We start from the raw sequence: 15,324 nt of genomic DNA, 5'->3' as shown, positions 1-15,324 counted from the left end.
ATTAGAAAAGTCTCTCAGCACTTCACGGAGAGACCGCTTAAACAGCTACATTCCGCAAATACATCTGCAATTTTTCCTTCATTTCATTTGAGTCGTTCATTTTCTCTGTGAAATTCATAAAAGATATTTCATCAGCCTCATCGAGAGCTTGGTTGATTTTAAATTGATAATAGTTTATCTGAAGATCTACATCTAGCATGGATATCAGTTGTTCTTTTGTAAAGTACCATTCGATATCTTCCACAGCCATATAAAATGAAAAGCTTTGATTGATAATCACTAAAGCATACCAACCATTAATAACCGTGTATTTCCGCTCAGGAGTAATTTCGAGTATGTCTCCCCTTTGAATCGTAATTACCTCGCTATGATCCGCATCTGGGCAGAAGCAGTCAACTTGATGGTCAAATGTTTTTACAGCAATATAAGGTGTTGGTTTCATAATCTTCTCTCCCAGCTTTCCTGTTTCATTTTAGTTTTCTTCAAATCCTTCACGTACTGTTGTCCAAGAATGAGATCCTCCGCTGTCGGAGAATATTCATGCGTCTTTCCGTCCATCAAGGTTACTATTTGAACCTTGTCAGGTAATATTCCATATACATTTACCGAATAAGCTGACAGCATTAATTGAAAACGTGTAATTAAATCATCATCTGCAAGTAATAAATATTTCTTCATACTATACAATTTACTTGAATATTCTGTCAACTCTATGTTTATGGGAAATGAATGTACCCCTTCTTGTTGATGGTAAAAATAGAGCTGTGGTACGTGCTTAGATTCACTTGAAAGGAAAGCAAGTAACTGATCGGTAATCTTTGCCATTACCACACAGTAATGAGTGACAGACTCAAATCCTTCTATTTGCAAATTCTTTCGATATGTATCAATTAATTTCATGATGCTAATAGAATTTTGTATGTGTCTAGGCAGTTGAAAATAATGCTGAACAACCTGATTAATCATAAGTTGAACCTCATGTTTCCAACAGGGCGTAGTACTAGAATCCTTTACATGATAGGGGCTCTGGATACACCACTCTAATAGACGTTTGGTCAAAAGAAGTCCTCCTTTTTAATTTTCTACCTCATCTACAAATAAACCGCAACATGGACAAGGTTCCATGTTGTCACATGTTTCTGTTTGTTGTTCTGTAAAACCGCACCATTCACACGTGAGGATCGTCATTGATGTAGTTCCCTCCCGGTTATAGGGTATAGTCATAATTGAAAATGATTATCATTAACACTAATTTAACTACATGATAATTGATAATGATTATCAATGTCAAGAGAGGACTGTTTTATTCATACAAAAAAACCAGTATACTTTGATACTGGCCATTCCATATCTTATATGAATGTAACTTCTTTCATTTGAAAAACATTCATCAACAAATGCAGGTCTTCCGCTTCAAACCGACTCGGTTCTTCGCTTCCACCTTTTCAATATAATCAAAAGCCAAGGGTACTTTACATGCCGTATTCCCCACATCTACATGTACCTTTCCAATATGCTCGGCTACTTGCTTTGCTTCCTCATTTAATTCGGTGACATAGGTACCTACTCCAATCACAAATCCATTCATGACATACCGAACGCGGTTTCTTTCGCTATGAATGGTATTTTTGACTACATTCAATAACTCTCTAATTTCTGATATATTTAATTTCTCGTCCGGAGTGATGGATAAAAAGTTTGCGTACGTACTCCATCCGCAAACCGCGATCATTTCATTTTCAGATGTCATCCACTCTCTAGCAAGCTCAACCGCAAATTCACTTTCAGCAGCTACACCCGCTACGGTATACTCTGCAATCATATACCAATATGCCTTCTTTGCCCAATCTTGTAAGGTTTCTTTTGACATTAGCTTTGGGTTGATGGAAAGTCCAGCTAAATACATCGCATCATGATTCCCTGAATAGTATAATTGAAGAGCCAATTCATGATCCTTTTTCACATACTTTACTAATTTTTTCAAATCACCTATCTTGACCCCAAAATACGGTTCCTGTACTCCATGATTTTCATAAATCCTCTTGGTTTGCTCAGATCCTAATTCTTTTAGCCTTTCCATAATTTCTTCGTGTTTGATTTCTACCACCATATCACTCCCCTACTTTTGTAACTCTTCTACAATACTGTTCACTATTCCTGCTCTTTGGTTAGGTACATATGCTTTTTAAAATAAAAATAATATTTTCTGAAAAAATGCTTATGTCTTGATTTCAAAATATATTTCTATTATGATTGACAGGTCAATAATTGATACCTCAATGAATTTATTTTCGTAATGGAGGCTTAGACATGACTCATTCCATACCCGATCAAGAGCATATTTTGTTTTTGCTAAAAGAGCTAAGTAATCAAATGGGCCCGAAGTTTGAGCGTAATACTCAGATTAGCTTATCTAGATATGAATTGTTGCATCAATTGTATCAGGTGGATGAAATCAAACAGTCTTCCTTGCAAAAGGTGGTCAATATTGATCATGCAGCCATCACAAGACATTTGAAACAGTTGGAATCGGAAGGAATGGTTTCAAGACGAAGAAATCCGTCTGACAATCGAGAAACATTTGTCCAATTAACCCATGAAGGACGCGAACGCATAGTTACCTGCCAATCAGATAAGCTAAGCTTTATTAAACAAATGTTTCATGATTTTTCAGAGGAAGAATTACGTTCATTAGTAACCATGCTAATCCGTGTTCAAGCGAACATAAAAGAATATTAAAAAAGGAAAGTGATTACAACATGAAACAAACAGATTTTAAAGAAATTTTACACGGTCGACGTTCAGTAAAAAATTATGACACAAATGTAAAGATCAGCCGCGAGGAAATGGAAGAGATTTTAACAGAAGCAACTACTGCTCCGTCTTCGATCAATATGCAGCCATGGAGATTTGTGGTAGTAGATACTCCTGAAGGGAAAGAAAAAATGTTGAAGCTTGCTCAATTTAATTCCTCCCAAGTGACGACTTCTTCTGCAGTCATTGCCGTATTTGGTGATATGAACAGTATTGAGTATGCGGACGAAATTTACGGAAAGCAAGTAGAACACGGATTTATGCCAGAAGATATCAAGGAGAAGCTTTTAGATATGTACGCTCCTCTTTATAAAAACATGCCAGATCAATCGATGAAAGAATTGGTATTAATAGATGCTAGCCTTGTATCGATGCAAATCATGCTCGTTGCCCGTGCACACGGATATGATACAAATCCAATCGGTGGTTTTGATAGAGAATTGATCGCTGAAGCATTCGGTTTAGATAAAGATCGCTATGTTCCTGTTATGCTAATTTCTATCGGAAAAGCAGCAGTTGAAGGTCGCCCTTCTTATCGATTACCGGTAGATGCGGTTACTACTTGGAAGTAGTTTTATGTCACCAAACCTGTAATGGTTTGGTGTTTTTTGTTTTGAATTTTTCTTTTGACAATAAAACCGTCCAGACGGTACAATAAATTTACTTCATACTGTACAAGGAGATAAACGATGGAATCAAAAGCGAGTCAAAAACGACAGCTGATCTTACAAACTGCCATTCAAATCATACTCGAGCAGGACTTTAATGCCCTCACATTAGACGCGGTCGCAAAAAAAGCGGGCATTAGTAAAGGTGGATTGTTATATCATTTTCCAAATAAAGATAATTTAATAAAGGGGTTAGCACAATTTGTGTTCGAGGAACTTTATGTAAACTTTGATCAATTTGCGGAAAGAGATCCACAGAAGTCAGGGAAATGGACTCGGGCCTTAATTGAAGCGTCCAAAACAGATTTGGAGCAAAATGCCGAGTTAAATGTGGGGATTTTCGCGGCCTCTTACCTAGATCCCGATTTAGCAAACGATATTTCAAAGGGTTATATGTCGATTCTAACCAAATTAGAAAACGACGGAATCGATCCAGTGACGGCCACCATTATTCGCTTAGCCTTAGATGGTCTGTATTATTCAAAAATGCTAAACATTGCTCCCTTAGAAAAAGAGAGACAAGATGAAGTATTTCAGCAATTATTTGCGATGACGGAAAAAAAGGAGTAACCACTATGAATGCATATGTTCTTCTGATCGTTTCAATCGTCTGTGAAGTGTTTGGCAGCTCTATGCTTAAAGCGACAAATGGATTTAAAAAGCTTCTCCCTACCCTTGGGCTCGTGATTGGTTATGGATTGGCTTTTTATTGCTTATCCCTTTCTCTTCAAACCCTATCACTCGGTGTCGCCTATGCCATTTGGGCTGGATTAGGTACCGCTCTCACCGCACTTGTGGGTGTCTTGGTTTACAAAGAACATTTTAATAGGAAAAAAGTTTGGGGAATCCTGCTCATTATTGGTGGAGTGATACTATTAAATATGGGAGGAGCTCATTCATGAAAGGTTATCTATTTTTATCCATATCCATTATTTCTGAATTAGTAGCTACTTCCTTGCTGAAACTGTCGGATGGAATGAGTAACTTACTTCCTTCTGTGGGTGTTGCTGTTGGTTATGGGCTCGCATTCTATCTATTATCTCTATCATTAAAAACGATTCCTCTTAGCTTGGCCTACGCGATTTGGTCTGGTGTAGGGACCGCTTTGACTGCCTTGATAGGTGTCGTATTTTGGGGTGAAGTTCTAACGGTCCTTATGTTAGTGGGTATTGTTTTTATTATCGGTGGAGTTGTTCTGTTAAATTCTTCGACAGAGACTGAAGAAGTTAGTGAAGATGTTAATACCATGGCCACTTTGTCTAAATAATATCTACCCATCTGATGGTTCGTCCTTTTGATGTTCGTGAATACTGGACCATGAACGGACATCTTCCATCAAGATTTCTTGAAGCATATCTTTATATTGTGTGAGAAGAGTGATAGATATCGAGTCTTCTTGTTCTCCTGAAATGAGAAATTCTATCTCTCTTTTTAGCTGTTTAAGACGAATTAGCGTATTTGTATCTTTATACCACAGGGCCCTATGATTAAAAAAGCCTTCGATCCCATTGAATATCGTAACTAACGCAGCAAAAAATAAAGCGATATTCGAAAAAAGGGTCAGATTAACTGCCTTTAATCCTAGTAACAGCGTGACAATGGATGAGGCTATAATGGATAACAACTTTAACCAGTAGGCTCGCTTTTTATGTTTGTCTTTTCTTTTTTCAAAGAATGAAGTATTCTCGTTAATTTCCTGAAGTAAATACTTCAACTTACTCTCCATACTCATCTGGTCGCCTCCTATAAAAACAACCTGAGTTAAGTCTCAGGTTGTTTTTATCATTCTTACACTCTTTCTCTTATTCCCTTTCCCCTTAGTCTGGCACCGACAATGGACTCCACGATTCTTGATTGAATGTCTTTCTTTTTATTGTTCGGATCAACATACACATTTAGTGACTTGGCTAGCTTTATTAAGTTTACTTTGGTTTTAAGAGTAGCATGGTTATTGATGAATGTTTTTCCATCCTTAATCGTTTCTATTTTTTCAAGTTGTTGCTGGATGTTTTCGAACTCGGTTGACTCCTCCGGTATTTTTTTCGTAGATTTCCCAAAATGAGTGACTATTTTATTTGTTAGGATCGCTTTTGTATCTGAAGATTTTGTTGGAATTTGATAATATTTAGAAATGGACAGCAAAGACTTTTTGGTATGAGTTGTTAATATCTGTTCAATGTCACTTATTGAATGTGCTTGTTGAATTTTATCTCTAATTTCTTCATAAGGATGCACTTTTTTTGTAGTAGTTTCGGTGTATTTTAGAGTTGCACTACCACTACTTAGGTTCTCAACCTGTTCCTCAGACAATTGCTTCAAGGTATCCAATATCAATTGAAATATTTCTTCAACATTCTTTTTAGACATATTTTCCTCCTATAAATTTGTCAATTTCTGTATTTCTATCGCAAGGTTTTTCACTTCCTTGATCACATCTTCTTGTTGCCTTTTGACCTTCTTTAACACCACAGGTATGCCTGATTCAGGGGCATCTGCATACAGTGTCTTATTTTCACGCAGAAAAGAGGTAAAGATATGAAAATCATTTCTCACTTGTCTCATGTATTCTTGTTGAATGGTTATTGGTTTTTTTCCATTGGTGGAGATCATCGTAAAAACCACACCTAACATTTCTGGAGAAATCTCAGTTAACTGGTAAGCGTCCCCCTGACGAAGATGGTGGTTGTATTTGTCTTTTAAAATATGGATATGTCGTATAAGAGTATGAATGCCGAGGGTGGATAAATAATCTGCTTTCGCAGGGACTATGTAATAATCGCTTGCGACCATGGCGTTCTGCGTCACAATATTAAAATTAGGTGGGCAATCAATTAAGATTACATCATACTCCCCTCTAAGAGAATCTAGATTTCTTTTTAAAAGTGATAACACACGTAAATAATTCCCACGAATGGCTCGATCCGTCGGTCCACCGAGTCTGCTTGATAGCTCCATATCCACATGAATTAATTCTAAATGAGAGCAAATAAGGTCAATTTTTCCATCCTGATTAAAAAAAGAATGAAGCCGATTGTTCACTTGATAAGGAGTAATAATGGAATTTCTTAAAGGTGCGTTCGTGTTGTGGTCTAAAAATTCGTCATACCAGTCCTTAATCGTTCTTTTCTGTTGGTCCAAATTTCGCCACTCTTCAAAACTGACAAACGAAAGAGTTAAGTTTGCTTGAGGATCTAAATCTATAAGTAGAACTCTCTTTCCTTGATGTGCGAGTTCCGCTGCTAGGTTTGATGTAACCGTTGTCTTCCCTACTCCACCCTTATAATTCATGACTGAAATTATCCCAAATGCATCTCCTCCTGTGGTCCGTTCGTTGTCTCACAGTTTATGTATATGCGAGGGATTTTTTCTATATGTAAAGAAGACCTAGCCTTTCATTGGTTAAGTCCCTTAATAACCATTTTCAGAGCTGGGCATATCCTTTGGTTTAAAAGTCCAGTTCACAAAGAAAATGCCTAGTATTATAAAACCACCACCGATGCACACGTACCAATCCACTACCTCGTCCAATAACAGCCAACCTGTGAGCACTCCAAAAAACGGTGCTAAAAACAGAAATGCACTCGTCTTGCCTGGATCGCTTTGGTTTAAGAGGTAAAACCAGACGGCAAACTGGACGATCGATGCCATGATCGCTAGCCATAGGATGATAAAGACGGACGTCGGATGAAAGACGAGTTTAGGAGTTTCCATCGTTACCCCCATAATTAAAAGAAGAATCCCTCCAAACAGCATCTGATAAGCCGTTAAGACCCATACATTAAAACGTTGTCCCCACGCTTTGATTAGTACAGTCGCTGTAGCCCATGAGATGGCCGATCCAAGTCCAAGTAATGTGCCCTCCTGTATTTGTAGATGAAAGCCTAGGGTAATAAACACACCGGCAAAGCCTAAAATAATCCCAAGCCACTGTAGGACTTCGTATTTTCCACCTAAGAAAAGAGTACTTAGAATGACTACCATTAACGGATTACTAAAGGTGAGAATCGATGATTCACCTGCTGTGATCGTTCGTAGACTTAGGAAAATACAACCCATGACTCCCGCAGTTTGGAAAAAACCTACTAGAATCACTCGACCCCAGTCGAGAGTTTTGCGTGGAAGTGGCTTTTTCATTACGAATAATGCCATGATCATGCCTGCGATCGTAAACCGTAGGCCCACTAACAAGAGTGGAGATACATAGGCGAGTCCGATTTTTCCCACTGCAAAAGAGGAACCCATTAGAAAAGTGGTAAGGATGACAAGGCTACCGAATAGGATGGGATTCATATGTAAGGTCACTTCCTTTTGGTATTAAAGCTATTCCCTAACATTATATAGTAATCTATTCATTTTTACCGGGATTAGGTTGATGACTACCTATGGATTGTTCGTAGAAGCGAGAAATGGTCTTCTGGCGTTATGAAGACTGTAACGGTAGTTTCTATTCAGACAAATGGTCTTCATCTGAATTTTGAAGACCATTCGCAGAGTTAGGAACTACAAGAACGGTCTTTATTTTGGATATGAACGTCCTTCTTTTCGGCCAAACCACCCATTACCCAGACATCAACCCTTTCTTACTCCGATATAACGCTGGAACGATAGTATGAGATTCCTCGATTCCATAAAGATCTTCTATATAAGGGACCATCTGTTTTAGCTGGTCATTTAGTTGATACAGTAATTGCTTGCGTCGTTCGATTTCATCGCTGTCTGCGCTATCCATCCACGTGGATGCTCGTACCCATGAGCGCATGAGTCGGTCCAATTCTTCGACGTTATGATAAATTGCAGACAACGAGTATTTAAGTTGTTTTTTTGCTAAGGGGAATTGTTGCAAGGTTGATAGCGTGGAGAATAATACCGTGTTTGCACCATTCAGCAGAGGGGTCATTTGTTGTTCTATAGGGGTATGACTAACCGGAAATTCTTTAAGCAATTCTTGAATCATTCGATAGCTTTTCCACACATGCTTTAACATGTAAACACCCTCCTAATATTGACTACTCGTCTGAATGACCATCTAATTCTTTTATTGTATGTTTGGGACAATCATTCTTATGTCAATGAGGGGCTACTAAAAAGAGCGTATCCATTTAGATACGCTCCACAAATCATCTTTTATTTACCGATAAACATTTGCGTCCAATAATTCCCTGATTCTACATACCCAACGCCAATGTAGTTGAAGCTTGCACTTAAGATATTTTTACGATGTCCTTCACTATTCATCCATGCTTGTACCACTTCTTCAGGAGTTCTTTGTCCCATCGCAATGTTTTCACCTGCATATTGATAAGAAACGCCAAACTGCTTCATCATATCAAAAGGTGAACCGTACGTTGGGCTTGTATGACTAAAATAGCCATTCTTTGACATATCAAGTGACTTTTCACGAGCCACTTTGCTCAAAGCTGTATCCACTTTTAAAGCCGCTAAGCCGTATTTCGCACGCTCTTGGTTCGTCAGTTCAACTACTTTTTGTTCATACGCGCTTAATGCGCTTGTTGTTTGAGTAGTTTGAGTTGGTTCGGTGGTTGTTGTTGGCTGCTGAGCCGGTTGTGTGGTTGTTTCTGTTGGTTGCTGCGTCTCAACTGTTTGTTGAGTTGGCTGTTGCGTCACTGTCGTTGTTGTTGTATTTGTATTGAACTTGATTCCAAGATTAGCAAAATACTTTTGTAGGTAACTATTTAATTCATTTACATTGGAGCCCTGATACACGTATACCTTCTGATGAACAGTCGTCGTGTTTTCAGCAGCACTCGCTTTTTGTGCCATTGGACTTGCTACGACTAATGCTGCCGCAGCAGCAACTGTAAGAATGACTTTTTTCTTAATCATGTGTTCTTCCTCCTAAAATCAATTGGTCGTTCATGACAAATTCATCGTATCATACGATTTTTGTCATATTTCAGGAAGGAATTTACAGTTCTAACTATTACCTTCTAAAAACTCGTTAGTAAAACTTCGTCGGCCTTTTCCGTATAAAGGATTTATTGCTTTAAAAAAGGTTGTTACCAAATTTCTATAAATCTACTATTTTTTTCAAGTTGTACCAATAATTATAGTGAAAATGAATATTGACAGGTTTTATTTGTAAGTAGTTGTATAACAAATATTTCAATATAATTTCTATCTTTACGAAAAAACTCGTTATGATTAACGAGTTCCAGGATAGAACTATTGAAAACACAAAACGATGACCCGATACGGTGTAGTTTGAGCAGGAATACTCATAGTGGAAGGTCCATAGATGACAATTAAATCTCGATTCGCAGGGATACTAGAAAAAGGTTGACCATTCGTTAATAAGATTGGCGTATATGGTGAGAGATTTAACTGCAATTGTCCATCGCTACTTACCAACTGATTATTAAAATAATCGACTTTGACATTTCGATTTGTTGCTTCTTTCACCATAACCAATGCTTGATACTGTGGAGGATAAATAAGAATAGTTGGTGCATTTCCATCATAATAACCCGTTACACGATCTCCGATGGCCACAATAGCCTGATCAACGAAATAAGTGCTTGGAGAAACGACGAAATTAACCACTGCACCCGTTTCATTCACAACCGAAATGAATTTATTACATCCTGCTGTCTCCCCATTTTGTCCCGTGTAAAAATCACTAATCATAGTAACGGTACCTTGGAAAGAATAAAAATTAATCATATTCATAACCTCCATTGAAAAATAGCACATGATGAACAAGGACCCTACACACAACTGTGACCTCGATAAACATTTTTCTACCTAAGTCTATGAATGATGAACGAAGAAGATGATTATTTACAAGGTAGAACCCCAACTAATGAAAAAGCTGTTAAACAAAATCCAGGTGTTTAACAGCTTTTTTCCTTTTTTTATGATTCATAGACTTTCGTTGCTTCAAATTGAAAGTCAATCAAGCTCTTTATGTCATCAAGGATTTCTCCCCAGCTGGAAAATAAAACTTCACATGCTTTTGGCCATTTTTTACATAAAACTCTCGTAAATATTTTATATCACGTAAGAGGTACATCTTGAGTTAACTGGCATCCATCCTGCTTTTGGTGTGGTAAAGGTAAGAGAGTTGATTTCCACATGGGTTGTACATGATCTAACCCATATGGCACAAATTGTACGTGTGATGGCCAAAAGATACCAAAGCGATGTTGGTCCGTGGAAGGAATATTTAGGGATTTTGAGAAAATAATTCGCTTGATCTTCATTATTAGGTAATACGACTCTTGTGAATTTAATATTTATCTTAATTTTCTGAATATAATAAAAAAATACTCGTAAACACAAAAAATTTCTATACATCAGCCCTTATCCTATCGTCTTTTTCATGATAATCTTTAATTTGTAAGGGCTTACATAAAAATATAATAGAGGAGGGATCATTTTTTTTTCCTAATGTAGTGTTTCTATGCCCATGACTTGTTCACACAAAGGAGGAAAATGAAGACATGTTAAAAAAAATGAAAAAACGTGTAAAATCCGCTATGATGGTAACCTTTGCTGCTGCCATGACTTTTTCATTCACTATCGATGCATCTGCTGCTAAACAATTAGACACAAACTCGTCCACTTATCGAACCGTCACAGAAATTGAAGACTGGGGCGCCGCTATTACAAAGGTCATCGTCGATCTTAACACCCCTATCCCCCAGAATTCGGTCACCAAAGATACATTTAACGTTCACGTAAAAAGAAGTGATAGCAGATTAACTAATCCATTTTTAGAGGAAAGAAATCGGAAGGTCACCAACGCTTATGTTTCTGATGCAAAAGGAAATCCTGCAGTGAGAGGGAAATATGTTGTATTAGAAATGGAGATTGGACCAACTGTTTCATTAGGATCCGCTCTGAATTATTATCGATTTAACGACTGGGTTGAAAGTGACTATACCATTACGCAAGTGAAGGATATTGTATACAATTCTGGAAAGATTTCAGGATTAGTTGTCACTTCAAGTGATGGAGGAACGAGAGAGTTGGTTGACGATTTCTCATCTGGAAGTTTCACACATGAAGATACGACTTTAACATTTGCAAACTATGAACCTCAAAAAACAAAAGGAAAAGAAAAGAATTCACTAGTCATTTGGCTGCACGGTGGCGGTGAAGGTGGAACTGATACCACCATCCCTCTTTCAGCTAACAAAGCTACTGCCTTTGCGTCTGAAGAAATTCAATCCTATTTTGATGGTGCTCATGTGTTAGTACCTCAAACACCAACTAGATGGATGCAAGGTGTTTCAGGCTCTGCTGATGGAACGTCCATTTATCAAGAGTCTCTTATGGCTTTAATTGAAAATTATGTGGCGAATCATAAAGATGTGGATCCAGATCGCATTTACATTGGCGGAGCTTCGAACGGCGGATATATGACCATGTTGATGGTTCGTGATTATCCAGGATACTTTGCGGCAGCCTACCCTGTCTGTGAAGGTTTAAATGATACGTTAATTACGGATAAAGATATTCAGGCTCTGAAACAAACGCCAATTTGGTTTGTACATGCGGAAAACGACACCACTCTTCGCCCTGAACAAAACACTATACCAACGTATAAACGTTTACTTAAAGCTGGTGCTACCAATGTCCATTTATCATTATTTAAAGATGTTCATGACACATCGGGATTCTATAAAAACGCAGATGGTACTCCATACCAATACCCTGGACATTGGTCGTGGATCTATGTTTACAACAACGAACCAACTACCTTAATCGACGGGAAAACAACTACAATTATGGAATGGATGGCTGCCCAGTCTAAATAATATTTTCAAAGAAGAATGCATTCTATTTTTATAGAGTGCATTTTCTTATGTCTGATCCTTAATATCTAGGATATCTTGAATGGTATATGCATTTAGCTCATCTTGAAAACTTTTTTCTGCTTTATTGATGATCTGTGATATATAGTACTCTACTCCCGTAGAAGGAACGGTATAGAATGGTGTGGATGAACTATCTCCTAATGCTCGATAAACATCCTTTACGGTTAGTTCATTAGGCGAAATATTTATACTATATCCCCCATATCTGCCTCCGTGAGATTTCACATAATCAGATTTTGCTAACTTTGATAAAATCTTTCGTACAAAGGTTGGGTCCTCACCCAATCGTTCAGCTATATAATGACTTTTTAACATCCCTTCTGTGGAAGCAAGTAGTACGAGCGTTCTTAATGCCACATGAAACCACTTAGGTCCTAAGTCCCCGGCTTGTATGATTAGTTGCATGAAACTTCCCCCTAAAAAAGTTTTAATTTTTTGAATATTACGTTGACTATTATAACATAAACGCACTATAATTTAATTGTGATGATTTTATCACAATTAGACTTCCTAGAATACACTTCATTTTTGAAAACGATTACAAAAGGAGTGTTGAAATGAAGAATCGAGTAAATCCCGAGTTATTAGCAGGCCTAGACATGTTTCAAGACCTTGTTTTACAACCTGAGTATTTACAAGCCATCAGAGAAGGCGCTGCTCAGATGAGACCACCTGCAAACGTTGATGATTCCCTTTCATTAACAGATGAGATCATTGTAGGACCTGATTCAAATCCATTACCCATAAGAATTTATCGTGAAAAATCAATTGATGAAACCTTACCTGTCCTTTTATGGATACATGGCGGCGGGTATATCTTAGGATCAATTGATGATAATGATGATCTTTGTATGAGGTTTGTAAAAGAAGCCCAATGTGTGGTTGTTTCGGTGGACTACCGATTAGCACCCGAACATCCTTACCCAGCACCAATTGAGGATTGTTATGCGGCTTTAAAATGGATCGCTGATCACGCAGAGGCACTAAATATTGATCCGAATCGAATCGGTGTTGCAGGCGCAAGTGCTGGCGGAGGTCTAACCGCTGCTTTGACTCTATTAGCTCGCGATCGACAATACCCTTCTATTTGTTTCCAAATGCCGCTCTATCCTATGATTGATGACCAAAATAATACCCCTTCTACCAATGAGATTAAAGAAGGATTTGTTTGGAATCAAAAAACAAATGAAGCCGGCTGGAAAATGTATTTAGGAGAATTATATGATACCGAAAAAATCCCTGCCTATGCAGCACCTGCTCGCGCAGAAGATTATCGTAATTTGCCATACACCTACACATGTGTCGGTCAATTAGATCCATTCCGTGATGAAACATTAACGTATGTGACTAAACTTGCACAAGCTGGTGTTGATGTAGAATTTCACTTATTTCCTGGGGCCTATCATGGATTCGAAGCTATAAACCCTAACGCCGACATATCTGTTCGCGCGATGAATGAATATGTACAAGCCGTTAAAAAAGGCTTCGAAAGAGTCGTGAAGGTAGAGGCTTAATTATTCTCTAACAACAACAGAACCCTCATAGCTTAATGAGGGTTCTTCTTTTGTTCCAAGAGTTTCGCTTGGTTCTTGGCACGATACATTCTCTCATCCGCATTTTTTATGAGTGTCTCTGCTGTATCTCCATCTTCAAGAAAAAATGAGACTCCAACACTTGCAGTAATGTAAAGTGTATTGCCTGCAATCATAATTGGTTCGGCGATTAATTCTTTTATTCTTGTCATTAAGGCTGTTGCATCAGCCTTGTTTTCTAAATGCGATTGAAGGACCGTGAACTCATCTCCACCCCATCGAGCCACGAAATCGTTGTCTGCAACTACGTTTTTTAATCTGTTTGCCACTTCCAAAAGAAGAAGATCTCCTATGTCATGTCCAAAAGTATCGTTCACATATTTAAACCCATTCAAGTCTAATAACATTAAACTGTGAAGTTCATCTTTAGACTCTTGTAATTTTTCCGTTACATGTTTCTTAAAAAAACGTCGGTTCGGCAAATTCGTTAAGCTGTCGTGGTAAGCTAGGTGTGCGATTGTCTCTTCTGCTTTTTTACGATCGTTAACATCACGTCCCACACAAATCGTTTGAATGATGTTTCCAGTTTCATCACGGATATACTCAGCCGTAGTTTCATACCAGCGGTATTCCCCAGACTTATTCCGACCACGACCGGTAAATCGCACCGTGTTTTGATCGATAAACAACGAGTTGCGATGCTCTACAAATTTTTTATTCGTATCCGGGTCGTTGAAAAATGCAGCTGGTTTCCCAATCACCTCTTCTGGTGTATAGCCCAGCAATGCCTCTACAGTTGGTGAGATATAAGTGAATACACCATCGGCTGAAATTGAAGAGATGATGTTTTGGGACTTTTCTGAAATTAACGTGAACATTTCCTGAATATCGAATAATTCCTTGGTTTGTTCGACTTGTTGAGAGATATCTTCAAATCTGATGAAACTTCCGAATTCTAGCCCATCACTAACAAGGGGAATACTCGTTAATCTAACATAAACCAAGTAGCCTTTCTTATGATTAATAGCCAGTTTAGAACTGCTTTTGATATTTGTAACATTATTACTTATGTTCGCTCTTGGTGAATTTAGTAGATGATTCAACGATGTTTGTAATATCTCATCATGTGTGTAGCCTAACATCGTGATAATCGATTCATTTACGTATAAAAACCTACCGTCCCCATCTAAAATACATATACCGTCTGGATGATTGTCAAAAAGACACTTTAATGCATCAGGTTGTTCAAGTATATTTTTTTGTAACACTAGTAGTATCCACCTTTTAAATCTTTGAGTTTCTATCATTTCATATTTTAGTTGAACAGATTAAGATTTTTTATCCACTCATTATATTTCTTTTTTATAGGAAAAACAAACGGAAATATCAAGAAAGATTCGTTAATTGAGAAATCTAAGTGCTAGTGGAATATCTTGGGATATAAAATAAAAGAGGAGGAGAATATATATA

19 protein-coding genes and 1 pseudogene are annotated in these 15,324 nt (G+C 37.7%); 8 read left to right on the top strand and 12 right to left on the bottom strand.

The window, feature by feature from the left end; translation table 11 throughout:
- Positions 1 to 37 precede the first annotated feature (37 nt).
- The 3 genes from ACFFHF_RS15395 to ACFFHF_RS15385 all read right to left on the bottom strand — a co-directional run bounded on the left by ACFFHF_RS15395 (position 38) and on the right by ACFFHF_RS15385 (position 2,098).
- Positions 38 to 442, bottom strand: a complete 405-nt coding sequence (locus ACFFHF_RS15395) for a hypothetical protein (protein ID WP_160546127.1) — start codon at positions 440 to 442, stop codon at positions 38 to 40.
- Complete coding sequence (locus ACFFHF_RS15390) at positions 439 to 966, bottom strand: hypothetical protein (RefSeq protein WP_377058531.1); 528 nt, start codon at positions 964 to 966, stop codon at positions 439 to 441. The genes ACFFHF_RS15395 and ACFFHF_RS15390 overlap by 4 nt, the downstream gene beginning before the upstream one ends.
- Positions 967 to 1,390: 424 nt before the next feature.
- Positions 1,391 to 2,098: a DNA alkylation repair protein gene (locus ACFFHF_RS15385; RefSeq protein WP_340906217.1), complete on the bottom strand. Its 708-nt coding sequence runs from the start codon at positions 2,096 to 2,098 to the stop codon at positions 1,391 to 1,393.
- 212 nt (positions 2,099 to 2,310) lie between these two features.
- Between ACFFHF_RS15385 and ACFFHF_RS15380 the strand changes: the two genes are divergently transcribed.
- The 5 genes from ACFFHF_RS15380 to ACFFHF_RS15360 all read left to right on the top strand — a co-directional run bounded on the left by ACFFHF_RS15380 (position 2,311) and on the right by ACFFHF_RS15360 (position 4,749).
- Positions 2,311 to 2,739: a MarR family transcriptional regulator gene (locus tag ACFFHF_RS15380; protein ID WP_160546129.1), complete on the top strand. Its 429-nt coding sequence runs from the start codon at positions 2,311 to 2,313 to the stop codon at positions 2,737 to 2,739.
- A gap of 20 nt (positions 2,740 to 2,759) precedes the next feature.
- Positions 2,760 to 3,386, top strand: a complete 627-nt coding sequence (locus ACFFHF_RS15375) for a nitroreductase family protein (protein ID WP_377058530.1) — start codon at positions 2,760 to 2,762, stop codon at positions 3,384 to 3,386.
- A gap of 117 nt (positions 3,387 to 3,503) precedes the next feature.
- Positions 3,504 to 4,052 carry a TetR/AcrR family transcriptional regulator gene (locus tag ACFFHF_RS15370; RefSeq protein ID WP_377058529.1) on the top strand — a complete coding sequence of 183 codons (549 nt, stop codon included), beginning with the start codon at positions 3,504 to 3,506 and terminating at the stop codon, positions 4,050 to 4,052.
- A gap of 5 nt (positions 4,053 to 4,057) precedes the next feature.
- A complete protein-coding gene (locus ACFFHF_RS15365; RefSeq protein ID WP_160546132.1) occupies positions 4,058 to 4,384 on the top strand; it encodes a DMT family transporter in 327 nt (108 codons plus the stop codon).
- Positions 4,381 to 4,749 carry an SMR family transporter gene (locus ACFFHF_RS15360; protein ID WP_160546133.1) on the top strand — a complete coding sequence of 123 codons (369 nt, stop codon included), beginning with the start codon at positions 4,381 to 4,383 and terminating at the stop codon, positions 4,747 to 4,749. Before ACFFHF_RS15365 ends, ACFFHF_RS15360 begins: the two co-directional genes overlap by 4 nt.
- A gap of 3 nt (positions 4,750 to 4,752) precedes the next feature.
- Here ACFFHF_RS15360 and ACFFHF_RS15355 read toward each other — a convergent pair whose 3' ends face one another.
- The 7 genes from ACFFHF_RS15355 to ACFFHF_RS15325 all read right to left on the bottom strand — a co-directional run bounded on the left by ACFFHF_RS15355 (position 4,753) and on the right by ACFFHF_RS15325 (position 10,163).
- Positions 4,753 to 5,214, bottom strand: coding sequence for a DUF4231 domain-containing protein (locus tag ACFFHF_RS15355; protein ID WP_160546134.1), 462 nt, complete (start codon positions 5,212 to 5,214; stop codon positions 4,753 to 4,755).
- A 56-nt stretch (positions 5,215 to 5,270) separates the two neighbouring features.
- The gene (locus ACFFHF_RS15350; protein ID WP_377058528.1) at positions 5,271 to 5,849 is read right to left on the bottom strand and encodes a hypothetical protein; all 579 of its coding nucleotides are present in this window, start codon (positions 5,847 to 5,849) and stop codon (positions 5,271 to 5,273) included.
- Positions 5,850 to 5,858: 9 nt separating this feature from the next.
- On the bottom strand, positions 5,859 to 6,770 hold the full coding sequence (locus ACFFHF_RS15345; RefSeq protein WP_160546136.1) for a ParA family protein: 912 nt from the start codon (positions 6,768 to 6,770) through the stop codon (positions 5,859 to 5,861).
- Between the two features lie 120 nt (positions 6,771 to 6,890).
- A complete protein-coding gene (locus ACFFHF_RS15340; protein ID WP_377058527.1) occupies positions 6,891 to 7,772 on the bottom strand; it encodes a DMT family transporter in 882 nt (293 codons plus the stop codon).
- A 268-nt stretch (positions 7,773 to 8,040) separates the two neighbouring features.
- Positions 8,041 to 8,466: a hypothetical protein gene (locus ACFFHF_RS15335; protein ID WP_160546138.1), complete on the bottom strand. Its 426-nt coding sequence runs from the start codon at positions 8,464 to 8,466 to the stop codon at positions 8,041 to 8,043.
- Between the two features lie 140 nt (positions 8,467 to 8,606).
- Positions 8,607 to 9,326, bottom strand: coding sequence for a CAP domain-containing protein (locus ACFFHF_RS15330; RefSeq protein ID WP_377058526.1), 720 nt, complete (start codon positions 9,324 to 9,326; stop codon positions 8,607 to 8,609).
- Positions 9,327 to 9,665: 339 nt separating this feature from the next.
- Complete coding sequence (locus ACFFHF_RS15325; RefSeq protein WP_377058525.1) at positions 9,666 to 10,163, bottom strand: hypothetical protein; 498 nt, start codon at positions 10,161 to 10,163, stop codon at positions 9,666 to 9,668.
- Positions 10,164 to 10,503: 340 nt separating this feature from the next.
- Here ACFFHF_RS15325 and ACFFHF_RS15320 point away from each other — a divergent pair.
- Together ACFFHF_RS15320 and ACFFHF_RS15315 are read left to right on the top strand one after the other, a co-directional pair.
- Positions 10,504 to 10,686 (top strand): annotated as a pseudogene (locus tag ACFFHF_RS15320) (DinB family protein); the annotation flags it as partial.
- A gap of 256 nt (positions 10,687 to 10,942) precedes the next feature.
- Positions 10,943 to 12,262 (top strand): prolyl oligopeptidase family serine peptidase, encoded by a 1,320-nt coding sequence (locus tag ACFFHF_RS15315; RefSeq protein WP_377058524.1) that lies wholly within the window; start codon positions 10,943 to 10,945, stop codon positions 12,260 to 12,262.
- Positions 12,263 to 12,307: 45 nt separating this feature from the next.
- Here the strand turns inward: ACFFHF_RS15315 and ACFFHF_RS15310 are convergent, their stop codons facing one another.
- Positions 12,308 to 12,727, bottom strand: a complete 420-nt coding sequence (locus ACFFHF_RS15310) for an RrF2 family transcriptional regulator (protein WP_377058523.1) — start codon at positions 12,725 to 12,727, stop codon at positions 12,308 to 12,310.
- A 152-nt stretch (positions 12,728 to 12,879) separates the two neighbouring features.
- Here ACFFHF_RS15310 and ACFFHF_RS15305 point away from each other — a divergent pair, with 152 nt between their 5' ends.
- A complete protein-coding gene (locus ACFFHF_RS15305) occupies positions 12,880 to 13,836 on the top strand; it encodes an alpha/beta hydrolase (RefSeq protein WP_377058522.1) in 957 nt (318 codons plus the stop codon).
- A gap of 32 nt (positions 13,837 to 13,868) precedes the next feature.
- Here ACFFHF_RS15305 and ACFFHF_RS15300 read toward each other — a convergent pair whose 3' ends face one another.
- Entirely contained in the window at positions 13,869 to 15,122 is a 1,254-nt protein-coding gene (locus tag ACFFHF_RS15300) for a diguanylate cyclase domain-containing protein (protein WP_377058521.1), read from the bottom strand.
- Between the last annotated feature and the right edge of the window lie 202 nt (positions 15,123 to 15,324).

The organism is Robertmurraya beringensis, assembly GCF_042433785.1.
GTDB classification, from domain to species: domain Bacteria; phylum Bacillota; class Bacilli; order Bacillales; family Cytobacillaceae; genus Robertmurraya_A; species Robertmurraya_A beringensis.
The sequence above is the reverse complement of the archived record's forward strand: the minus strand, read 5'-3'. Positions and strand labels throughout refer to the sequence as shown.